Origin of the sequence: Spongiactinospora gelatinilytica (genome assembly GCF_003236385.1) — a bacterium.
Taxonomy (GTDB): Bacteria; Actinomycetota; Actinomycetes; order Streptosporangiales; family Streptosporangiaceae; genus Spongiactinospora; species Spongiactinospora gelatinilytica.
Genome location: NZ_POUA01000095.1, coordinates 1 through 21,309, shown reverse-complemented (window position 1 = coordinate 21,309; position 21,309 = coordinate 1). Strand labels below are relative to the sequence as shown.

The 21,309-nt window shown below is 70.3% G+C and carries 25 protein-coding genes; 11 read left to right on the top strand and 14 right to left on the bottom strand.

Annotation, left to right across the window (positions count from 1 at the left end; translation table 11 throughout):
• Positions 1-261 precede the first annotated feature (261 nt).
• The 3 genes from C1I98_RS14485 to C1I98_RS40485 form a co-directional block, all read right to left on the bottom strand.
• On the bottom strand, positions 262-735 hold the full coding sequence (locus C1I98_RS14485; RefSeq protein WP_111167695.1) for an NUDIX domain-containing protein: 474 nt from the start codon (positions 733-735) through the stop codon (positions 262-264).
• 236 nt (positions 736-971) lie between these two features.
• Complete coding sequence (locus tag C1I98_RS14480) at positions 972-1,529, bottom strand: 2'-5' RNA ligase family protein (RefSeq protein ID WP_158558035.1); 558 nt, start codon at positions 1,527-1,529, stop codon at positions 972-974.
• A gap of 88 nt (positions 1,530-1,617) precedes the next feature.
• A complete protein-coding gene (locus C1I98_RS40485; protein ID WP_146607434.1) occupies positions 1,618-1,962 on the bottom strand; it encodes a hypothetical protein in 345 nt (114 codons plus the stop codon).
• A 435-nt stretch (positions 1,963-2,397) separates the two neighbouring features.
• Here C1I98_RS40485 and C1I98_RS14475 point away from each other — a divergent pair, with 435 nt between their 5' ends.
• The gene (locus C1I98_RS14475; RefSeq protein WP_111167698.1) at positions 2,398-2,871 is read left to right on the top strand and encodes a carboxymuconolactone decarboxylase family protein; all 474 of its coding nucleotides are present in this window, start codon (positions 2,398-2,400) and stop codon (positions 2,869-2,871) included.
• A gap of 55 nt (positions 2,872-2,926) precedes the next feature.
• On the opposite strand, the gene sigJ is transcribed toward C1I98_RS14475, so the two are convergent.
• Entirely contained in the window at positions 2,927-3,904 is a 978-nt protein-coding gene (gene sigJ / locus C1I98_RS14470; protein ID WP_111167693.1) for an RNA polymerase sigma factor SigJ, read from the bottom strand.
• Positions 3,905-4,060: 156 nt separating this feature from the next.
• Between sigJ and C1I98_RS14465 the strand changes: the two genes are divergently transcribed.
• Genes C1I98_RS14465 through C1I98_RS14455 form a run of 3 tightly spaced genes read left to right on the top strand, consistent with a single transcriptional unit; the run spans position 4,061 to position 5,570 of the window.
• The gene (locus C1I98_RS14465; RefSeq protein ID WP_111167692.1) at positions 4,061-4,693 is read left to right on the top strand and encodes a TetR/AcrR family transcriptional regulator; all 633 of its coding nucleotides are present in this window, start codon (positions 4,061-4,063) and stop codon (positions 4,691-4,693) included.
• 2 nt (positions 4,694-4,695) lie between these two features.
• Complete coding sequence (locus tag C1I98_RS14460) at positions 4,696-5,142, top strand: acyl-CoA thioesterase (RefSeq protein ID WP_111167691.1); 447 nt, start codon at positions 4,696-4,698, stop codon at positions 5,140-5,142.
• A complete protein-coding gene (locus C1I98_RS14455; protein WP_199536951.1) occupies positions 5,136-5,570 on the top strand; it encodes a hypothetical protein in 435 nt (144 codons plus the stop codon). The genes C1I98_RS14460 and C1I98_RS14455 overlap by 7 nt, the downstream gene beginning before the upstream one ends.
• On the opposite strand, the gene C1I98_RS14450 is transcribed toward C1I98_RS14455, so the two are convergent.
• On the bottom strand, positions 5,522-5,959 hold the full coding sequence (locus C1I98_RS14450; protein WP_111167690.1) for a GNAT family N-acetyltransferase: 438 nt from the start codon (positions 5,957-5,959) through the stop codon (positions 5,522-5,524). The two genes, C1I98_RS14455 and C1I98_RS14450, sit on opposite strands and share 49 nt — an antisense overlap.
• 514 nt (positions 5,960-6,473) lie before the next feature.
• Between C1I98_RS14450 and C1I98_RS14445 the strand changes: the two genes are divergently transcribed.
• Both C1I98_RS14445 and C1I98_RS14440 read left to right on the top strand, forming a co-directional pair.
• Positions 6,474-8,027 carry a hypothetical protein gene (locus tag C1I98_RS14445; RefSeq protein WP_146607433.1) on the top strand — a complete coding sequence of 518 codons (1,554 nt, stop codon included), beginning with the start codon at positions 6,474-6,476 and terminating at the stop codon, positions 8,025-8,027.
• 41 nt (positions 8,028-8,068) lie between these two features.
• A complete protein-coding gene (locus C1I98_RS14440; protein ID WP_111167688.1) occupies positions 8,069-9,145 on the top strand; it encodes a hypothetical protein in 1,077 nt (358 codons plus the stop codon).
• 12 nt (positions 9,146-9,157) lie between these two features.
• Here the strand turns inward: C1I98_RS14440 and C1I98_RS14435 are convergent, their stop codons facing one another.
• Entirely contained in the window at positions 9,158-9,868 is a 711-nt protein-coding gene (locus C1I98_RS14435) for a maleylpyruvate isomerase family mycothiol-dependent enzyme (protein ID WP_111167687.1), read from the bottom strand.
• An 81-nt stretch (positions 9,869-9,949) separates the two neighbouring features.
• On the opposite strand from C1I98_RS14435, the gene C1I98_RS14430 reads away from it, so the two are divergent.
• Positions 9,950-10,468: a GNAT family N-acetyltransferase gene (locus C1I98_RS14430; RefSeq protein WP_233507866.1), complete on the top strand. Its 519-nt coding sequence runs from the start codon at positions 9,950-9,952 to the stop codon at positions 10,466-10,468.
• 4 nt (positions 10,469-10,472) lie between these two features.
• Here the strand turns inward: C1I98_RS14430 and crcB are convergent, their stop codons facing one another.
• A complete protein-coding gene (gene crcB, locus C1I98_RS14425; RefSeq protein WP_111167686.1) occupies positions 10,473-10,832 on the bottom strand; it encodes a fluoride efflux transporter CrcB in 360 nt (119 codons plus the stop codon).
• Positions 10,829-11,236, bottom strand: coding sequence for a fluoride efflux transporter FluC (locus tag C1I98_RS14420; RefSeq protein WP_111167685.1), 408 nt, complete (start codon positions 11,234-11,236; stop codon positions 10,829-10,831). The genes crcB and C1I98_RS14420 overlap by 4 nt, the downstream gene beginning before the upstream one ends.
• Before the next feature lie 111 nt (positions 11,237-11,347).
• Here C1I98_RS14420 and C1I98_RS14415 point away from each other — a divergent pair, with 111 nt between their 5' ends.
• Positions 11,348-12,034, top strand: a complete 687-nt coding sequence (locus C1I98_RS14415; RefSeq protein WP_233507865.1) for a TetR/AcrR family transcriptional regulator — start codon at positions 11,348-11,350, stop codon at positions 12,032-12,034.
• A gap of 19 nt (positions 12,035-12,053) precedes the next feature.
• Positions 12,054-13,304: a cytochrome P450 gene (locus C1I98_RS14410; protein ID WP_111167684.1), complete on the top strand. Its 1,251-nt coding sequence runs from the start codon at positions 12,054-12,056 to the stop codon at positions 13,302-13,304.
• 23 nt (positions 13,305-13,327) lie between these two features.
• Here the strand turns inward: C1I98_RS14410 and C1I98_RS14405 are convergent, their stop codons facing one another.
• A complete protein-coding gene (locus C1I98_RS14405) occupies positions 13,328-13,507 on the bottom strand; it encodes an alpha/beta fold hydrolase (RefSeq protein WP_111167683.1) in 180 nt (59 codons plus the stop codon).
• 29 nt (positions 13,508-13,536) lie between these two features.
• Here C1I98_RS14405 and C1I98_RS14400 point away from each other — a divergent pair, with 29 nt between their 5' ends.
• Positions 13,537-13,719 carry a hypothetical protein gene (locus C1I98_RS14400; RefSeq protein WP_111167682.1) on the top strand — a complete coding sequence of 61 codons (183 nt, stop codon included), beginning with the start codon at positions 13,537-13,539 and terminating at the stop codon, positions 13,717-13,719.
• A gap of 16 nt (positions 13,720-13,735) precedes the next feature.
• On the opposite strand, the gene C1I98_RS14395 is transcribed toward C1I98_RS14400, so the two are convergent.
• The 5 genes from C1I98_RS14395 to C1I98_RS14375 form a co-directional block, all read right to left on the bottom strand.
• Entirely contained in the window at positions 13,736-15,172 is a 1,437-nt protein-coding gene (locus C1I98_RS14395) for a pentapeptide repeat-containing protein (protein WP_111167681.1), read from the bottom strand.
• Between the two features lie 74 nt (positions 15,173-15,246).
• Positions 15,247-16,101: a potassium-transporting ATPase subunit C gene (locus C1I98_RS14390; RefSeq protein ID WP_111167680.1), complete on the bottom strand. Its 855-nt coding sequence runs from the start codon at positions 16,099-16,101 to the stop codon at positions 15,247-15,249.
• Positions 16,102-16,104: 3 nt separating this feature from the next.
• Entirely contained in the window at positions 16,105-18,189 is a 2,085-nt protein-coding gene (kdpB, locus tag C1I98_RS14385; protein ID WP_111167679.1) for a potassium-transporting ATPase subunit KdpB, read from the bottom strand.
• Complete coding sequence (kdpA, locus tag C1I98_RS14380) at positions 18,190-19,851, bottom strand: potassium-transporting ATPase subunit KdpA (RefSeq protein WP_111167678.1); 1,662 nt, start codon at positions 19,849-19,851, stop codon at positions 18,190-18,192.
• Complete coding sequence (locus C1I98_RS14375; RefSeq protein ID WP_111167677.1) at positions 19,851-19,940, bottom strand: potassium-transporting ATPase subunit F; 90 nt, start codon at positions 19,938-19,940, stop codon at positions 19,851-19,853. Before C1I98_RS14375 ends, kdpA begins: the two co-directional genes overlap by 1 nt.
• A gap of 340 nt (positions 19,941-20,280) precedes the next feature.
• On the opposite strand from C1I98_RS14375, the gene C1I98_RS14365 reads away from it, so the two are divergent.
• On the top strand, positions 20,281-21,309 hold a 1,029-nt coding region (locus C1I98_RS14365), incomplete at its 3' end, for a universal stress protein (RefSeq protein WP_158558034.1).

Genomic DNA, 21,309 nt, shown 5'->3' with positions numbered 1-21,309 from the left:
ATGTACGGCAAGCCCCCTGCCCGCCGCCCCGTGGTCATGCCCTGCGCTCTGGTGTCCGGCTTCCGCAGCTGTGTGTCCTCGCCCGCCGTTCCAGCACCGGCTACACCACCCCCACCCTTCAGCGCGTGCGCGCTGTCGCGCGCCGGCGCGCCTCGGCGCAGCAGGCGATCAGTGTGGACCTGGGTTTATCGGCATATCCGCGTTCCTTCAATATCTACCCTTGTGGCCTGAAGCCGTACATGAAGTTGAGCGCTTTTGGAGTCAGCCCAGATATGGGCTGCTACGGGCCGAGTCCAGGGCGTGGCGAATTCGCAGACGCTGGGTCGGGTGCGTTTCCAGTGTGTCGATATCGTCAGGGATCACCCAACGTACTTCGCGTGCCTCATCGGTGACGTGGGCGGTTCCTCCGACAGGCCGAGCACGCAGGCACACGTTGGACTGCTGGCGCACCTCGCCGTCGCTGTACGCGATCACATGCCGGGGATCGCTGTATACGCCGACCAATCCGGTCACCTCAACAATGACGCCGGTCTCCTCGGCCACCTCCCGGATCACCGCCTCGGTGATCGACTCCCCGAGGTCCATGACTCCGCCAGGTAGTGCCCAAAGGCCGCTGTCGCGGCGGCGGTGCAGTAGCACCCGACCACCATCGTCGACGACTACCGCCGAGCCACCGGGTACGACGGACTTGGGCTCAGGCGCGTTCGGGTCGTCGTAGTAGTCGATCCGTGCCATGATCGTCCATTACCCCTCAGCCCCGAACTCAAGCGGTCGAGTGGCCTGCCACGTTTCTTCGATGGATCGGCGTATCGAGCGAGGATACTGGTGCAGAGAGGCACCGCATATGCTCATCGCCACCATGCCCAGCGCTATCCTGACCCTCGCTCAGGTTCCACGCAAAGCGGCCGAAGTCGCTTGTCTCTGCCCTTGCTTCGCCTAGAAACAATAGAAGCATCCAGGCCAAGAGACACTTAGGCATCGAGGGGCACTGATGCCGCTGTTTCCCATGTGTACAGCCGGGTGTCTCTGCCGAGACGGATAAGCTGGATTTCTCGAAGGGTGACGGACGCTGGCCCCGCTTTGACCGATGCGATGGCATCAAAGAACGGACTTGCCGGTCCTGTGGCGTTGCTATAGGCGCTGCTGATGTGCGGTGCCCATTCCGGCGTCTCCGGTACGCGATTCGCCCCCCACACGTCTGCGATCGCTTCCCGGACCTCGTCGCGGAACTGCCGAAGCCGGTCAGTCCGATCCGGTCGGAACATAATGGCTTCGGGGTCAACGATCGGCACGTAAACCTTAAATGTCACTGCACCAGCGGAGCGTAGACGTTTCTGTGCTCGCGTCACGATCTCCGCCAGGTCTCGTGCGCTCACCTCGTCGGTGAATGCGACACCCTGCATCGTAAGGTGCAACCAGGGCTGCGGGATCGCGTCAACCCCGGATAGAGAGCCGAACGCTTCCTGGTACCGCTCAGTGAGGGCATGCAGCTCGATCTGGTCGCCGAACGTGGCGTGCCAGGCGTACATCCGCCGCCCGTCTCGCCATCCCGGCCTCCACCACCAGTGGTCCCGCATCTGTCCCGAGTCATCGAGCGCGCACCGTTAGGTCGTCCCTTCAGCCGCTCGGGATCTGCCACATCTTTGTACTGCCAAGGCAGTATTCCCGCACATGGTCGCGTAACGCCAATGGATGCCGGTCGTCGAGTAGGGGTGTCAGCTCCCGAGCCAGTCGAGCCGCCAGCGTGGCGAGCCGCAATTCGTCGGGAAGCTGTAGTACGGGTTGGAGAGCCTCTCCGGCACCGTCCATCTTACCGGCCATCACATGGGCGATGGCGGAGCCGATGCGCACCTGAGCCCATGTTCCATACGCCCATGTATCACCGTCCTTCCAGGCTTGTTCTGCCTGTGAGGCGGATTCCAGAGCGTTGACCGTTGCCCGCGCCCGCAGATGTACGCCCATCTCGTAGTTCGCCTGCCTTGCCGGCCCGCACTCGAATGGGCCGCCCAAGTCGTCTGTAGCGTTGTAAAGATCACGGGTCTGTGCGAGGTGCTGATGGCCGTCTCGGACAAGCAGCAGAAATCGCCGGGTCAAGACTGTGGCGCGTTGGAGGTATGGCCCTGGCGCAGCGCGCAGGGACTCCCTTGCCAGGCATCGCGCCTGATCGTCGAAGTGGGCCAGGGCACCATTTCCTACATTGGTCGTTTCGACACAGCTCGGCATTCTGGCTCGGATGGGCGCGGCCTGATCTGCGTATGTGAGACAGGTCAAGGTGAGTCGGCCGGCATTGATGATCTCCCGCTTTATGGAGACGCGGATCACATCCAGCCAGGGCTCACAGTTCGTGGGGCCGTCTCGTCGAAAGGGGTGAAAGAGGGACGAGGCAAGGAGATGGATGTGCAAGCTCGACTCAACTTCCTGGACAACCCGTTCGCCGCGAAGGTCGTGAAGCATGTCACCTCGGCGGGGAAGGCGGTGGCGGACTCGCCGCTGACCGCCGCGACGCGGGAGTTGGTGGCGCTTCGTGTCAGCCAGATCAACGGATGCGCGTTCTGCATCGACATGCACACCAAGGACGCCGCCCACGCCGGAGAGAATTCGGTACGGCTGAACCTGGTCGCGGCGTGGCGGGAGGCGAAGGTGTTCACCGACGCCGAGCGGGCCGCGCTGGAGCTGGCCGAGGAGGGGACCCGGATCGCCGACGCGGCCGGGGGCGTCTCCGACGAGGTGTGGGCGAACGCCGCCAAGCACTACGACGAGGAGCAGCTCATGGCGCTGGTGACGCACATCGCCCTGATGAACACCTTCAACCGGCTGAACATCATTCTCCAGAACCCCGCCGGCGACTACCAGCCCGGGCAGTTCGGATAAACGGCAGCAAATGATGGGGGACCGGACTCCTGGAGTCCGGTCCCCCATCGGTTGGTCAGCCCGTGATCCAGGGCTGGAGCTTGCCGGGGTTCAGTACCGCCCAGATGTCGCTGATCCGGTCATCGGTGATGCCGAACGCCACGACCACCACGGTGACGCCGTCCCGCTGGGCCACCAGGCCGGGCCTGCCGTTGACCGTGCGCTCCAGGAAGGTCACGTCCGCCACCAGGCCGGTGATGTCGATCATGCGGCGGGCGATGCGCTCGCCGCCCACGATCGGGCGGGCCAGGGCGCTGACCACGCCGCCGCCGTCGGCGATCGCCGTGGCGTCGGGGTCGAGGAGGCCGATCAGGGCGTTCATGTCCTGGGCCTGCCAGGCGCGCTTGAACTCCCTGACGAGGTCGGCCTGCCGGGCCGCCGCCGGCTCGGCGGGCCGGGCCGCGCGGATGCGGCGGCGGGCGGAGGAGGCGAGCTGGCGGCAGGCCGCCGGGGTACGGCCGACGATCTCGGCGACCTCGGCGAAGGGGTAGCGAAAGACGTCGTGCAGGATGAAGGCGACGCGCTCGGCCGGGGTCATGGATTCGAGCACGATGAGGAACGCCATGCTGATCGACTCGTCGAGCGTGATCTGGTCGGCCGGATCGGCGGGGCCGGGCGACGCGGCGCCGCCGGGCCGTCCGCTGATCCACTCGGTGCTGTCGGGCACCGGCTCGGGGATCCACTCGCCCACGTAGCGTTCCCGGCGGGCGCGCGCCGAGCCGAGCACGTCCAGGCAGATGCGCCCGGCGACCCTGGTCAGCCAGGCGGCCGGGTTCTCGATGGCCTCCTGCTGGGGCCGGGACATGGCGTACCAGCGGGCGTAGGTCTCCTGGACGACGTCCTCGGCGTCGGTCAGCGAGCCGAGCAGCCGGTAGGCGAGGTTGGTCAGTTGACGCCGCTCGCTCATGATGGCGCTCAGGCCGGGGTCGGGCGACGGCGGCCCGGAGGGCACGGTCGGCTCGGATGGCGGTGTCGGTGGGGTCGGCGTTGTCATGAGGGTTTCCCGGGCTCCCTGTGCTGTGTGGCGGCGGCTGCGGTCACCTGCTTTCACCACATTGACGAGGTAGCGACCCTGATTGTCAGGTCGGTGTCTCATGTCACGGTAGCGCCATATATACAAACGATCGGTCGTTAATGTAAATTACCGCATATGACGCAAGACGGACGGCGGTTGCGCGGCATGCGCAGCCGGGAGGCGATCCTGGCGCAGGCGGTGGGCCTGGCATCCGTCGAAGGGCTGGAAGGGCTGTCCCTCGGCAAGCTGGCGACCGCCACCGGCACCAGCAAGTCCGGGTTCTTCGCCCACTGGCGGGACAAGGAGCAACTCCAGCTCGACGCCATCGAGTGGGCCGTCCGCCAGTGGACCGAGCAGGTGGTGGCCCCCGCCCTGCGGGCCCCGGCGGGCGTGCGGCGGCTGTTCGCGCTGCACGAGTCGCGACTGCGGTTCTACCGCCAGGGCGTACTGCCCGGCAGGTGCTTCTTCTTCACCGTGCAGACGGAGTTCGACGACCGTCCCGGGCCGGTGCGCGACCGGGTCGCGCAGGCCATGGGCGACTGGCAGACGTTCATCCGGCGTCTGGTGGCCGAGGCCAAGGCGCGGGGCGAGCTCCTGGACGGCGTGGACGACGCCCAGCTCGCGTACGAGGTGGACGCGCTCGGGGAGCGGGTCATCAGCCACATCCGTCTGTACGACGGGCCGGTCGTCCTCGTCCATGCCCGCCGAGCCGTACTCCAGCGCCTGCGCGCGCTGTGTCCCGACCCGACGCTTCTCCCGGAGGACTGACCATGACCACCACCGAAACCGGCGTACACGAGCCGGTCCAGGTGCACTATGACGAGCTCGACGCCATGGGCCTGCTGCACAACTCCCGATACACCCTGCTCGTCGAGCGGGCGATCATCACGTACTGGGTGCGCCAGGGCTGGGCCCCCGACCGGGCCAGATCGGCCTTCGAAGACGTGTTCCTGGCCGTGCGGGAGGTCAAGATGACCTACCACGCGCCGGTCAGCGGGGCGGGCGAGGTGGTGGTCCACTTCTGGATCGACCGCATGGGCCGCACCAGCGCGGTGTACGGCTTCCGCGTGCTGTCGGCCGACCGGACGGTGGTGCACGCCGACGGCTACCGGGTCAACGTCAACCTGGACCCGGCCACGCTGCGGCCCGAGCCGTTCAGCGCCGAACTGCGCGCCGCCGCCGAGCCCCTGTTCACCGCGGAGGCGGCGGCATGCTGAGGACCCGCTGGATCGCCGGCCCGGCGGACGCTCGGCCGGGCCCGCTGGTGGCCTCACTGACCGACTACCGGATGAGCAGCTACCGGGATTTTCCCGGCATCGTCAAAAGCGCCAGGTCACTGGGCCGCCTGTGGCCGGAGCTGCCCGGCGCGGTGGGCATGTGGCTGTGGGTGGACCCGCTCACCCGCAGGGTCGGTTCGCTGTCGGTATGGCAGGGAGAGGATGATCTACGTGGGTTCGTCCGGGTACCCGACCATGTGCAGATCATGCGGAAGTACCGGTACCGGGGCACGCTCCGGTCCCGTACCTGGAAGATCGACGAGCTGGACCGCGCCGCACTGTGGCGGGTCCTCAGCCCTGCCCGACGCGGGGGCGCGCGCTACAGCGGTTTCAGGAAACGCGCCGCCTGCTCGCAGGTGTCGGTGTAGCCGAGCCGTGCGTAGAAGGCGTGCGCCCCGGTCCGGTGCCGCGAACTGGTGATCTCCAGGTCCCGGCAGCCCCAGGCGCGGGCCTGGTCCTCGGCGGCCTCCACCAGGGTCCGCCCGACCCCTTTGCCATGAAAAGCGTCGTCCACCACCAACGCCACCAGGCGAGCCCGGCGGGCCGAGTGCTCGATCAGCGGGAAGGCGTGCAGGGCGGCGAATCCGGCGACCAGGCCCTCCATCTCGGTGACCAGCAGCCTGCTGTGCCGATCGTCCAGCCAGTCCTTCAGCCGGGCCGTGACCTCGGCCGCGTCCGCCGGGTAGCCGAGCCGGTCGAGCAGTACCGCGACCCGCGGCGCGTCATCGGCTCGGGCCGATCTGATGCTGACAGCCATGCCCGGCAGTCTGCCAGCCGTACCGGAACGCTCAGCCGGCGGTGGCGGTGCAGGCGGGGACAGCAGGACGGCGGCCTGCGCCGACTCCCCCACGCCTGCCGTGCCCCCGTTCGCCCAGCAGTGCTGGTCGCCCCCGCCTTTGCGGATAGGTAGGAAGTCGCCGCCATTTCGTGCTCACCGCGGTCGCCGCCGTGGCGGAGCGAAGCCGTCCCGAGGGGCGCGTTTCCTGGTGAACGACTTGGCGGCCGGCTCTGCCGCCCGGAAAGGGTACGGCCCAAAAAGCGCCTCCTTTGCGAAATGTCGATAATTCGCGAAATGTCGGGCTCTATAGCGATATGACGCCATGCGGCCATTGGAAATACCCGTCTTATGTGGTGGAGCGCGCGAATTTACGCTCCTTGCCTGTCGGATGAAGGGTAGCCGATTTACAATGGGGGTCGATTCAATGTAATACGCGCACGGGGAAAGTCGGATATACGCGATCATGCACTCGGGTCATGTCGATGAGCCGGCGGTGCCTCCCGCATCCGGGCGAGCGCCGCAGGGCGGCCTGCGCCCCGCCGTCCCCGACACTCGCCCGCATGAGGCGCTCCGGGATGCGGACGTGGAGGCGTTCGTGCGCGCCGTGACCCCCCGGATCGCGGCCGACGCGGCGATCGTGGGGGTCGATCCGCGGACGCTGGAGTTGCAGGTGCGGCTGCACCTGCCCGCGCTCAGCCGGGCGGCGATCACCACCGGGCCGGCCGGCCGGGCGTACGACGCGGTGCGCATCCAGGCGCTCGTCCGGGCCGCCGAGATCCGGGTCGGCCTGGAGGACGCCGCCTTCGACGCGCACACCTCGCTGCTGCTGGGGGTGGAGAAGGTGCGCAGGGATCTCACTCTGGTCCGGGCCGACGGGTCGGTCGGGCGGTTGCGGTTCGGGGCGGTCGATCCCTGGGCGGGCCACCGGGTGCAGGCCCGGCTGCACTACCTGCGCTGTGAGCGGGCCGACACGGTCATGCAGTTCGGGCTGTTCCTGCGGGGCGCGCGGATGCCGCTGACCTACCTGGCCTTCTCGTCGTGCGACCGGCGCTACATGCTCGACGTGCTGAACGCGCTCGGCGTCCCGGCGCGGCCGGGCCGGGTGCTGGTGCTGACCCGGGTACACGGGCTGCCCGGCGTCCCGGGCAACCTGATGAGCCTGACCATCGGCCAGGCCGTACGCGAGATCAAGGCGCGCGGCGCGGCCGACCTCATCGTGACCGCGTTCAACCCGATGCTCGGGTTCAACGGCGCGTCGTTCCGCGCCGCCGGGTTCACCGCGTTCGCCTCCTGCCCGGTCACCTACTCCTACGACGCCGCGGGCTTCTTCCACACCCGGCGCAGCGCCACCGCCGCGACCCCGCAGCGGCTCACCACGCCCGACAACATCCTCATGGCCCGCGGCGTGACCCGTACGGCCAAGCGGCGGCTGGCCGCCGCGGTCCGGCCGCTGCGGACGGTCCCGCGCGAGACGTACGAGCGCAGGGAGCCCGCCCGGTTCTGCGAGCCCGATCCCGGCGACCCGGCCTGGCTGCGCCGGCTGACCGGATACCGCGGCCTGCTCCAGGACGCCTGGTCCTCCGAGACCGCCGCGCCGCGCTACGTCGGCGACGGCGGGCCGCAGGGCAGCGGTCGTGGCCAGTGCGGCGTGGCCTCGGTGTGGCTGGCCCGCCGGCTGCACGCCGACCACGGGATGGTCCCGCTCTACTGCGTAGGCAGCGTCACCTTCACCACCGGCGCCCAGCCCGACGTGCCGCACCACTGCTGGATCGAGGTCGGCGACCCGCGCGACCCACAACGAGTGATCATCGACCTCACGGCCGACCAGGCGGCCGGCTCGCCGAAGCCGATCGTCTTCGCGCGACACTCGGACCTCATCGCCCAGGGCATCCGCTACACGCCACTGTTCCGGCAGCGGCTGGACGAATTACCGGCCAATCGCGTGTGGCGCCGATTTCTGACGCTGAGCGACCTGGTCGACCGGCACGGCACCGGTCACCCGGCGGACACCGGGAGGCGGGATCACCACAGACCGGCGACCGCCTGATCCGCACACCCACCACAGGCACAAGCGGGGGACACAAGGTCATGCCAGGCCCTCGACCGTCCGTTCTCTTCCTGTCGTCCGACGCCAGGCGGCGCTACGCGGAAGACATCCTCGCCGCGCTGGCGCTGCCCAGGGGAGCGGTCATCCAGTTCAGGTACGAGTCCAAGTACGTTGTGCCCTCGTTGCAGGCGTCCATCGCCAACATGTCGGTGATCGGCCGCAGGGCGGTCGTGGCCTACGTCGCCGACGTGGAGACGACGGCGCCGTTCCTGGTGCCGGTGCGGTTCGCGTCCGTCGCCGACGCCGAGTGCGCCGCCGACATGGTCGTCTTCCGGCTGCGCATGGCCGAGTACACCGACCTCGACGACTATCCGCTCACCGAGGACGACATCCGGACCGAAGGGCGCCGCTACCTCGACCGGCTGATCGAGGTCAACGACGACCGGTACTACCCGGCCACCGGCCGTTTCCCCGACCTGCACATCCGCGACGAACCACACCGGCGGCCCGGCGAGGAGACCCGGGACGACCCGCAGCACTGGCTGGGCGTGGCCAGGCGGCTGGCCAGGCATCCGACCTTCCGCGACTCCTACTTCATCCGCATCGACGAGCCCGTCCTGGACCGCGGCGGGCCGGTGCCGTTCGACGAGCAGGGCAGGCTCACCCTGTCCGACCGGCGAGCCGCCAAACTGCGGGTCAGCTTCTTCACCCAGAGCTACTCCGAGGAGGGGGAGAAGGTGCTGTCCTGCGCCACCGACGGCACCTTCCTGAGGATCTCCTCCGATGACTCCTACGACGTGGAGCTGGGCTATGACTCGGTGGAGTTCTGGCTCCAGCCGGTGATCACGACCTTCGACGCGCTCGCCCGGGTGAGCGTCGGGTTCTCCCAGGAGCGGCCCGACGTGCCGGAGGTCAACGCCGGGTTTCCGGTGCTGGTCCACAGGTCGCGGACGCGCATGTTGACCCGGGTCACCTTCAGCGCGGCCGGGGCCTTCCTGGTCGCGCTGCCGGCCATCCTGGGCACCGGCTTCCCGATGTACGTGCGGGTGCTGTTCGCCATCATGGGCGCCGCGCTGCTGTCGGTGTCCACGGTCGTGATCGCCAGGGGCGACCGCTGACCCCCTGACCTTTCACGCGAGGCAGCGCAGCGCGGATCTGATCCTGGGGTCGAGCGGGTGGTCGGCGGGCAGCCGCCCTACGGTCGCCTCGACGAACTCCGGCGGGGAGAGCTGGGCCTCGGCCCCGTCGGCGTGGACCCAGATCTGCTCGGCGCTCGGCTCGACCTGGGCCTTGGCGTGCTGCTCGGCCAGCACGAACAGCGCGACCTTGACCCGCCAGGCGGTACGCTCGCCGGCCTCCTCGGCGGTGACCGGCGCGCCCACGTCGTCGGCGTGCGTGGCCAGCTCCGAGCAGTAGTGGAAGGTCTGAGCGCCCACCGGGTACGGCCCGGCGAGCGTCTGGAGGGTGGCATTCCTGCCCAGTTCGCGCATCCGGCGGCGGGTCTCGGCGTTCTTCTGCCGCCACTCGGCCAGCACGTCCTCGTACGGCAGGTCGCGGCGCTGCCGTACGCACCAGTCGTTGAACCCGCCGAGCCCCGACACGCCCTCCTGGGCCAGCGTGTCGGTGAGGCGGGCCAGGTCGTCGTCCAGGCAGGCGTGGTTGTAAAGCTCCTCGCCGGCGAGATGGGCGAGCACGTCGCGGACCGACCAGCCGGCCGCCCGCGAAGGGCGGTCGCGCTCGCGCTCGCCCAGCCCGGTGAAGAACCGGTCGAGCCGTTCGGCCTCGGCGTCGTAGATGCCGAACGGGTCGAGGTCGGACACGGCGGCGTCGTCGATCGTCATGCCCGTCACGCTACCCGGTGGGCGTGCCCCGACACGGCGGCCGGATTGCCGGGGCCGCCGCGGGTGAGCAGAATCGGCCGGGTGCGAATCAGAGAAGCCGAGCCGGAGGAACTGCCCGCGCTGCGCGAGATCGAGCGCGCCGCCGGGCGTGTCTTCCGCGACTTCGGCATGCCGGAGATCGCCGACGACGAGCCGCCGCCGCTTCCGGTGCTGGAGGACCACCGGCGGGCGGGGCGGGCGTGGGTCGCGCTCGGCGGGTCCGGCGAGGTGGACGCCTACCTGCTGGCCGACCTGGTGGACGGCAACGCCCACGTCGAGCAGGTGTCGGTGCATCCCCGGGCGGCCCGGCGCGGGGTGGGCCGGGCGCTGATCGAGCACGTCGCGGGCTGGGCGGCGGCGCGGGGGATGCCCGCGCTGACCCTGACCACGTTCGCCGACGTGCCGTGGAACGCGCCCTACTACGAGCGGTGCGGGTTTCGCCGGCTGGCCGAGTCCGAGCTGACCCCGGGCCTGCGCGAGATCCGGGCCAGGGAGGCGACGCACGGCCTGGACCGCTGGCCACGGGTGTGCATGCGCCGCGACCTCCCGGCGGTCACTTGATCGGCTACCCCGGCCAGGTGGCGAGCAGCGCTCCGGCGTACGCGGCGGTGAGGCCGGCGGCGACGCTGCCGCCCGCGTTCAGCGCGGCCCGCGCCCGCCACCCCTCCGTGACCAGCCGCACCGTCTCGTACCCGAACGTGGAGTAGGTCGTCAGCGCCCCGCAGAACCCGGCCCCGAACAGCGCCATCAGCGCGCCGTCCGCCGGGAGCGCGGCCAGGAAGCCGAGCAGCGCCGAACCGGCGACGTTGACGGCGAACGTCCCCCATGGGAAGTCCGATCCGGTGCGGGCGCGGATCACCCGGTCGGTCAGGTACCGCAGCGGCGCGCCCACCGCCGCGCCCAGCGCCACCAGCAGGTAGCTCACGACCGCCGCCGGAACACGGCGCGGGTGAGCAGCACGCCCGCCGTCACGGCCGCCAGCGCGGCCACGAGCGTGCCCGCCAGGTAGGCGGCGGCGATCAGCGGGTGCCCGGCCGCCAGCGCCTCCCGTAGGTCGGCGATGTAGGCGGAGAACGTGGTGAACCCGCCGAGCACCCCCACCCCGAAGAACGGCCGGACCAGTGGGTGGGCCCGTCGTACCTCGGTGATCAGGACCATCAGCACCCCGATCAGCAGGCACCCGGATACGTTGATCCCGAACGTCGCCCACGCGAACGCCCCTGGCGGGTGCGGGAACGCCTCGGCGAGCGCGTATCTCGCCACGGCCCCCGCCGCCCCGCCCGCGGCCACCGCGGCCAGCGTGGCGGCCTCGCCTTTTCGGCCGGTCATATCTCGCGACCCTAGCCCGGCCGTCCAGCCGACTCGACGAAGTTCGCCGAAAGCGGCCGTCAGACACTGTTCATGCGTATAGTGTGTGATTCAGGTGAACAGCATCCGGCGATGGAGGAGCAGATGGCCGACCCGATCGGAGACCCGGCGCTTTCGGATTTGACGGCCCGGGCGCGGATCAGGGACGCGGCACTGCGCCTGTTCGCCGACCGGGGCATCGACAAGGCCACGATCAGGGACATCGCCCGTGAGGCGGGCGTGTCACTGGGGCTGGTCCGGCACCACTTCGGGTCCAAGGAGGGGTTGCGCGACGCCTGCGACGCCTACGCGCTCGAACAACTCCTGCGGGTCAAGAAGGAGGCGCTGTGGGAAGGCCGCCAGGCCGACCCCGGGTTCCTGCCTTCGGTCCACCCGACCGTGCTGCTGCTCCAGCGCTACTTCAGCCACTCCATGCTCGACGGCTCGGCAGCGGCGGCGGCGATGTTCGACCACATGGTCGGCCTGGCGGAGGAGTGGGTGCGCGACAACGTGTCCGGCGTCGCCGACGTCAGGGCCTTCGCCGCGATGCTGGTCGCCATGCAGTTCGGGCCGCTCGTCATGCACGAGCAGGTTTCTCGGGCGCTGGGCGCGGACGTGCTCGCCCCCGATGGGCACCTGCGGATGAGCATGGCGGCCCTAGAGATCCACGCCACCCCCCTGCTTCCCGAAGATTACGCCGCCGAGGCGCGGGCGGGATACGACCGGCTCGCGGCCCAGCGGCGGTCCGCCGCCAGAGCGGACCCCGAGGTTCCAGCCTGATCAGGCGAAAGGAAACGTCATGCGGCAATCGTCAGACCCTGTCCAAGAGCGGCCCGCCCGGCCGTTGCCCACCGAGCGCCCCGAAGGGTGCCCGTTCGACCCGCCCGGCGAGCTGGCCACGCTCCGCGAGGAGGACCCGGTCAGCCCGATGCTCTACCCCGACGGGCACATCGGCTGGCTGGTGACCGAGCACGCCCTGACCCGTCAGGTGCTGGCCGACGCGCGGTTCGGCGCGCGGGCCGACCTGGTGCACTCGCCGCTGCCCAGGGCGGGGGCCGGGGGGAGCGTACGGAACCCGGCGCCGCCCGGAGTCTTCAGCCAGATGGACCCTCCGCAGCACACCCGCTACCGCCGCCTGCTGGCCGGCCAGTTCACCGTGCGGCGGATGCGCCTGCTGGCCGACAACGTCAGGGAGATCACCGCCGGCCGGCTCGACGCCATGGAGCGGCAGGGCCCGGTGGTGGACCTGGTGGAGCAGTACGCGCTGCCCATCCCGTCACTGGTGATCTGTGAACTGCTGGGCGTGCCGTACGAGGACCGCGACCGCTTCCAGCACGACACCGAGGTGCTGATGCGGATGGACACCTCCCGTGAGGAGACCATCGCCGCCTTCGTCGCGGTCCAGGAGCACATGGCCGAGCTGGTCGCGGCCAAGCGCGCCGAGCCCGCCGATGACCTGCTCAGCGACCTGGTCAACGGCGACGGCGGGCTGACCGACGAGGAGCTGATCAACGTCGGCGGCGTACTGCTGGCCGCCGGGTTCGAGACCACCGCCAACATGATCGCGCTCGGCGCCTTCGCGCTGCTGCGCCACCCCGACCAGCTCGCCGTGCTGCGCGACGGTCCCGGCATCACCGAGCTGGGCCACGCCGACCCCATCGTGGAGGAGCTGCTGCGCTACCTGAGCGTCATCCCGGGGACGGTCAGGGTCGCCATGGAAGACGTCGTGCTGGGCGGGCAGGAGATCAAGGCCGGGCAGTCGGTCACGGTGTCCATCCCGGCGGCCAATCGCGACCCCGAGCAGTTCCCCGACCCCGACCGGCTCGACTTCGGGCGGCCGGTGGGCGGGCACGTGGCCTTCGGGCACGGGATCCACCAGTGCCTCGGCCAGCAGCTCGCGCGGGTGGAGATGCAGATCGCGCTGCCCGCGTTGTTCGAGCGGTTCCCCGGCCTGCGGCTCGCCGTGCCGCCGGAGGAGGTGCCGATGCGCACCGACATGCTCATCTACGGCGTCCACCGGCTCCCGGTCACCTGGGAGCCGGTGGCCTGACCGGCGGGTCAGGCAGGCATAGTTCACACCGAGCGCAGGAACGCCGCCAGCGCTCTCGCGACGCGTACCGGGTCCTCCTGGTCGGGGGCGTTGTGCCCGACGCCGGGGAAGGCCGTCAGGCAGGACCCAGGTACGGCCGCGCGCAGCAGCTCCGCCGCCCGGCGCAGATGGGCGGGGCTGCGCTCACCGGTGAGCAGCAGCATTGGCGCCCTGATCCCCCCGGTAGCGCTCGATGACCGCACGAGCGCCTCGGCGTGCCGGCTCAGCGTGTACGCCCGCCCGAAGCCGCGCGGCGGCCGCCCGGCACATCGCCGAGACGCTGCCCGACGGCCGCCACGCCGAGCTGGCCGGGCAGTCGCACGAGGTGGCGCCCGAGGCGATCACCCCGGCGATCGTGGAGTTCGTCACCTCCTGAGCGGGTCTGAGCGGGGTCAGTGGGTCTCCTGGACGACGGGCAGCTGGCGGTGGGCCATGGTGCCCGCCGAGGTCCAGAGCATCCCGGCGGCGGTGATCAACACGGCCAGCGCGACCCACCCCGCCGCGCGCCCGAGACGCAGGCCGTACCCGCTGATCAGCCAGTAGGCGCAGAGCAGCCAGCGGCCGGGCCCGGTGCGCGCCAGGCGGCGCATCTCCATCGCGCCGAACGCGAAGTCGGTGGCCGTGTGCCGGTCGTCCACCCCGGCGCGCAACCGGGAGTAGAGCGCTTCCAGTTGCGTCGCCGTGGGCGGGCCGTCGCCCTCGGCCTCCGGCCAGCCGCGCCAGGCCCGCTCGTCGGCCAGCACGCTGCGCCGTCGCCACCAGCGCAGCGGGGGCCAGGTCAGGGCCAGGCGCACACCGCGCGGCGGGGCGGCGAACACGCAGCCGGACAACCGCAGCCGCTCGGGATGGCGCAACCCGGTGAAGCTGCACCCGCTGAGATCGACCCCCGACAGCGCGAGGCCGGTGCCCGCGGCCACCCCGCGTAGCGACACCAGCCGCACCGGGCCCCTGCCGACGAGCGTGGCCGCGTCGGCGAGGGTCGCGCCCTCAAGGTCGGCCTGCGCCTCGCGCAGTCGTACGGTCAGCGGGCCGCCCGAGACGCGTAATTTGCGCAGATCCACCGAGCAACCGGCGGCGGTGAGCGCGAGCCCGGCGCTCGCGCCCGCCCCGGCCAGCGAGAGGCCGCCGCCCACCGCGCTGGGCGCGAGGTAGGCGGCGGCGGAGAAGCAGGCCGCCGCGAAGGACGCCTGCCTCCCGAACATGGTCCGGCGGAAGGAGACCACCCGCCGGAAGCGGGCGGTGCGAAAGCCGGCGTTGCCCGCGAACCGCGCCCCGTCGAAGCTCGCGGGCCCGAAGAACACGCTGCCGTGGAACGAGGCGTCCTTGCCGAACCTGGCCGAGTCGAACACGGCGTCGCCGCCCGTCGTGGCCTCGTCGAACACCGCGTACCCGCTGACCCTGGCCTCGGAGAACGACAGGTGCCCGGCGAAGTGGGCGTCCCGGAAGCAGACGTTCGTGGCGAAGTGCGCGTCGTAGAAGGAGGCCAGGCCGTGGAAGCAGGCGTGATCGAACGAGGCGTCGCCCTCGAACACGGTGGCGCCGAACCGGGCGTCGCCGTCGAAGACGGCGTGATCGAACCGGGCCCGGCCCAGCCGCCCGCCGGTCACTCCCAGGATGTGTTCCAGGAGCCTGGCCGGAACGCGTACACCGCGCAGATCGATCGCCGGGGCGGGCCGGCCGCGGGCCCGCCCGGCCGCGCCGGGCGGTGTCGCGGTCAGCACGGCGTCGATCTCGTCGGGCGTGAGGTGGGCCAGACACCGGCCGTACTCCGGGTGGGCGGCCCCCGTGCACGCGGAACAGGCCGCCCATCCGACATCCCAAGGTCGCATACATCGGTCATACACGGAATGTCGTGTGGGGAGAACCGTCCGTGAGGATGGAATGCGGTTCCTCCACCCACCGGTCACCCGATGGTCCCGTCAAGTGCCAGGTTCAGCTCCAGCACGTTGACGGCGGGCTCGCCCATGAATCCCAGCGCGCGGCCGGTGGTGTGCTCGCCGATCAGCTCGCGTACCCGGGGCAGCGCCAGGCCGCGCTCCCTGGCCACGCGCGGGGCCTGAAGCTCGGCGTAGGCGAGCGAGATGTGCGGGTCCAGCCCCGACCCGCTCGCGGTCACCGCGTCGGCGGGCAGCACGGCGGTCGCGTTCCCCCTGACCGGTACCGTACGCCCGGCCGCGTAGTCCTCGCCCGGCTTGCCGCACTCGACCCCGACCCCCTGGTAGGCGGCCACGAACGGCACCGCCGGGCACGCCTGGTTGACGCTGACCACCCGGGTGGGCGTGCCCACGGCAGGGAAGACCTTGAGCACCGCCCCCACCCCGTCGCCGGTGCAGTACGGCCGTCCGCCGGAGACGCCCTCCAGCTCGCCCGCCGCCTTGGACCGCGCGCAGACCTGGGTGAGCAGCGACTGACGTCCCTCCTCGCCGGATGCGGGCAGGGTGTCCACGACGTCCTCGGGGCCGAGGTTGCTCGCGCTCGTGGACGTGGGGTCATAGCCGTCGCCCGCCGCCGACGGACGGCTCTGGAAGTACTTTCCGACCGGGATTCCCTCCGCGTCGGTGAAGCGCTGCCCGATGAGCGCGCTGCCCACCGCCCTGCCGTCCTTCTCGATCAGCGAGCCGTTGGCCTTGTCGTTGAACACCGCCTGGGCCGCCCCCGTCACGACCAGCGGGTAGGCCGCGCCGAGCAGCACCGTGAGCACGAGCAGCGCGCGCAGTGCCGCGAGGTGCCCGCGAATCCACGCCGGTAGTCGTTGCATGATTCACATCCCCGGAAAGAACTGAATGATCAGGTCGATCAGCTTGATGCCGATGAACGGCGCGACGACCCCGCCCAGGCCGTACAGGTAGAGGTTGCGCGACAGCAGCTTGGCGGCGCCGGCCGGGCGGTAGCGCACGCCGCGCAGGGCGAGCGGGATCAGCGCGATGATGATCAGCGCGTTGAGGATCACCGCGGACAGAATCGCCGACTGCGGGCTGGACAGCCGCATGATGTTGAGCGTGTCGAGGCCCGGATAGACCGCGGCGAACATCGCCGGGATGATCGCGAAGTACTTCGCGACGTCGTTGGCGATGGAGAACGTGGTCAGCGCGCCCCTGGTGATCAGGAGCTGCTTGCCGATCTCGACGATCTCGATGAGCTTGGTCGGGTTGGAGTCCAGGTCGACCATGTTCCCGGCCTCCTTGGCGGCCGAGGTGCCGGTGTTCATGGCCACCCCGACGTCGGACTGCGCCAGGGCGGGGGCGTCGTTGGTGCCGTCCCCGGTCATGGCGACCAGCCGGCCGCCCTCCTGCTCCTTCTTGATCAGCGCGAGCTTGTCCTCGGGGGTGGCCTCGGCCAGGAAGTCGTCCACTCCGGCCTCGTCCGCGATGGCCTTGGCGGTCAGCGGGTTGTCCCCGGTGATCATCACGGTCCTGATGCCCATCCGGCGCATCTCGGCGAACCGTTCGGCCATGCCCGGCTTGACCACGTCCTTGAGGTGGATCACGCCGAGCACCCTCGCCTTGTCCCCATCGACCTCGCCGACCACCAGCGGGGTGCCGCCGGAGGCGGAGATGCCGTCCACCAGGTGGCCGACCTGGTCGGTGGGGTGGCCGCCGTGGTCGCGGACCCACTTCATCACGGCGGTGGCCGCGCCCTTGCGCACCTGCCGGCCGTCCATGTTCACGCCGGACATCCGGGTCTGGGCGGTGAACGGCACCCACTCGGCGGTGGCCAGTTCGCCCGGCTCGCGTTCACGCAGGCCGTACGCGCGCTTGGCGAACACGACGATGGACCGGCCCTCGGGCGTCTCGTCGGCCAGGCTGGACAGTTGCGCCGCCAGCGCCAGTTCCTCCTCGCCCACCTCCGCCACCGGGACGAACTCCGCCGCCTGCCGGTCGCCCAGCGTGATCGTGCCGGTCTTGTCCAGCAGCAGCGTGTTGACGTCACCCGCGGCCTCCACCGCGCGGCCGGACATCGCCAGCACGTTGCGCTGCACCAGCCGGTCCATGCCGGCGATGCCGATCGCCGACAGCAGCGCGCCGATGGTGGTCGGGATCAGGCAGACCAGCAACGAGACCAGTACGAGCCCGGTCACGCCGTCGCCGGTCAGCGCGAGCGAGTCGGGGATGCCGGGGTTGGCGGCCTTGGCGTAGATCGCCATCGGCTGCATGGTCGCCGTCGCGGCCAGGAAGATGACCGTGAGCGCGGCCAGCAGGATGTTCAGTGCGATCTCGTTTGGGGTCTTCTGCCGGTTCGCGCCCTCGACCAGGGAGATCATCCGGTCGATGAAGCTCTCACCGGGCCTCTGGGTGATCTCGACGACGATCCGGTCGGAAAGCACCTTGGTGCCGCCGGTCACCGCCGAACGGTCACCGCCCGACTCCCGGATGACCGGGGCCGACTCGCCGGTGATGGCCGACTCGTCCACCGAGGCGATGCCCTCCACCACGTCGCCGTCGCCGGGGATGATCTCGCCCGCCTCGACCACCACGCGGTCACCGGGCCGCAACTCCGGCGCGCCGACCGTCTCGATGGCGTCACCGACGAGCTTGCGGGCGACGGTGTCCCGTTTGGCCGCGCGCAGCGTGGCCGCCTGGGCCTTGCCCCGGCCCTCCGCGACCGCCTCGGCCAGGTTGGCGAACACCACGGTCAGCCACAGCCAGACCACGATCGCCCAGCCGAAGAACGTCGGGTCGAGTATCGCCAGCACGGTGGTGAACACCGCGCCGATCTCCACGATCAGCATCACCGGGTTGCGCCACAGCGTGCGGGGGTTCAGCTTGGCAAGCGCGGCCGGCAGCGAGCGGACCAACTGTCCGGGGTCCAGCAGCCCGCCTCCGACCCTGCGCTCTGACGTGCTCATTCACGAAAGCCCTTCTGCGAGCGGCCCGAGCGCCAGCGCGGGCAGGAAGGTCAGCGCGATCAGGATCAGCGTGACTCCGACGACCATGCCGACGAACTGCGGCCGGTGGGTGGGCAGCGTGCCCGCCGACTCCGGCACCGGCGCCTGCCGGGCCAGCGACCCGGCCAGGGCCAGCACGAAGATGATCGGCAGGAACCGGCCGAGCGCCATGCACAGGCCGAGCGCCGTGTCGTACCACGGCGTGTTCACGGTGAGGCCGCCGAAGGCCGACCCGTTGTTGTTGGACGCGCTGGTGAAGGCGTACAGGACCTCGGAGAACCCGTGCGGGCCGGTGTTCAGCATCCCGGCCAGGCCATCCGCGTTGCCCATCGCCAGGGCGGTGCCGGTCAGCACCAGGATCGGGGTGACCAGGAAGTACAGCGAGGCCAGCTTGATCTCGCGGGCCCCGATCCGCTTGCCCAGGTACTCCGGCGTGCGGCCGACCATCAGCCCCGCCACGAAGACGGTGATCACCGCCAGCACCAGCATGCCGTACAGTCCGGCGCCGACGCCGCCGGGCGCGACCTCGCCCAGCATCATGTTGAACATCACCATCATGCCGCCGAGCGGGGTGTAGGAGTCGTGGAAGGAGTCCACCGCGCCGGTCGAGGTGAGCGTGGTCGCCGCGCCGAAGGTCGCGGAGTTCGCCACCCCGAACCGCACCTCCTTGCCCTCCATCGCCGCGCCCACGGCCTGCGGCACCGTCGCGTTGCCGGTCAGCTCGAAGACGTTGGTGAGGGTGACGCTGGCCAGGGCGAGCACGGCCATCACCGCGAGGACGGCGTTGCCCTGGCGCTTCTGGCCGACCATCCGGCCGAACGTGCGCGGCAGCGAGAACGGGAGGACCAGGATCAGGAAGATCTCGAACCAGTTCGTCCAGCTCGTGGCGTTCTCGAAGGGGTGGGCGGAGTTGACGTTGTAGAAGCCGCCGCCGTTGGTGCCCAGCTCCTTGATGACCTCCTGGGAGGCCACCGGGCCGCCGGTCACGCTCTGCGCGCCGCCGGTGAGCGTGGCGATCTCCTGCGGGGCCGCGAAGTTCTGGACCAATCCGCCCGCGACCAGCACGAGCGCGCCGACGAAGGCGATCGGCAGCAGGATTCTGACCGTGCCGCGGACCAGGTCCACCCAGAAGTTGCCGAGGTTGTCGGTGCGGTTCCGGGCGAACCCGCGTACCAGCGCCATCGCCACGGCCATGCCGACCGCGGCCGAGACGAAGTTCTGCACGGCGAGGCCCGCCATCTGGGTCAGGTGGCCCATGGTGGACTCGCCGGAGTACGCCTGCCAGTTGGTGTTCGTCACGAAGCTGACGGCGGTGTTCCAGGCGACGTGGTCGGGCACCGGGTCCATGCCGAGGCTCAGGAAGAGCTTGTCCTGGAGGCGTTGCAGGCCGTACAGGAACAGGATGGAGACGACGGAGAAGGCGAGCACGCCGCGCGCGTACGCGCTCCACCGCTGCTCGGCGTCGGCGTTGACGCCGAGTAGCCGGTAGATCAGGCGTTCGGCGGCGAGATGCCGGGTCGTGGTGTAGACGCGGTACATGTGGTCGCCGAGTGGCCGGTGGACCAGGGCCAGGGCCAGGATCAGGGACGCGACGAAAAGCGCGCCCGCGGTCGCGGTGCCCATCAGAAGCGCTCCGGGAACAGCAGGGCGGCGACCATGAAGATCACCAGCAGCGCCACCACGGCGAGGCCGGCGGCGTTGACGACGCTCACAGCCGTTCCACCGCCCGTACGACAAGGCCCAGGACCGCGAACACCGCGACCGTCAGGGCCACGAAGATGACGTCGGCCATCCCCACTCCTCGAAATCAGCGTTCGCCGGAGAACTTCACCGGCGCTCATTGAATGAAAGAGGGGATTAGGCGGGTTTTGTGGGTTCTTGATGGGTTGTATACGGCTGCGCGGTGAATATTGATGCCGCTCATACGGGGCCTGGGCGGGGCGTCAGGATGGCATCAAAGTCGACGGCCATGGCGTAGTGAATGTGTCAAGGACCCTACAGTCTCCGTTTTATATGCGTTTTCTAGGTTATATGCGAGTCCACCGGGAATTCATGATCGATGAGCCCCAGGGCCGGCTCCGGGTGTATCTCGGGGCGGCCCCCGGGGTCGGGAAGACCTACGCGATGTTGTCCGAGGGGCGGCGGGCGCTGGCCCGGGGCCGGGATGTGGTCGTCGGGCTGGTGGAGACCCATGGCCGGGCCCAGATCGCCGCGCTGTCGGAGGGGCTGGAGGTCGTCCCGCGGCGCGTGGTGGTGCATCGGGGGGCGTCGTTCACGGAGCTGGACGTGGCGGCGGTGCTGGCCCGTCGTCCGAGGGTGGTGTTGGTGGACGAGCTGGCGCATACGAATGTGCCGGGTTCGGGTAATGCCAAGCGGTGGCAGGACGTGCTGGAGATCGTGGCGGCCGGGATCGATGTGGTCACGACGGTGAACGTGCAGCATCTGGAGTCGGTCAACGATGTGGTGGAGCGGATCACGGGGGTGGTGCAGCGCGAGACGGTGCCCGATGAGGTGGTGCGGCGGGCCGATCAGGTGGAGCTGGTGGACATGTCGCCGGAGGCGTTGCGGCGGCGGCTGGCGCACGGGAACGTGTACGCGCCGGAGAAGGTGGACGCGGCGCTGGCGAACTATTTCCGGGTGGGCAACCTGACCGCGTTGCGGGAGCTGGCGCTGCTGTGGGTGGCGGGGAAGGTGGACGAGCAGCTCGACCGCTACCGGGCCGAGCACGGGATCGCGGCGACCTGGGAGGCGCGCGAGCGGGTGGTGGTCGCGTTGACCGGCGGCCCGGAGGGGGACACGCTGATACGCCGGGCGGCGCGGATCGCCGCGCGGTCCAAGGGCGCGGACCTGATGGCCGTCCACGTCACCCGGGGAGACGGCCTCAGCGGAGCCGACCCGGCCCACCTGTCCAGGCAGCGGACCCTCGTCGAAGACCTGGGCGGCAGCTACCACCAGGTGGTCGGCGACGACATTCCGGGCGCACTGCTGGATTTCGCCCGTGGGGTGAACGCGACGCAGCTCGTGCTGGGGGCGTCCCGGCGGGGGCGGCTGGCGCAGTTGTGGGCGCGTCTGTCTCTTATA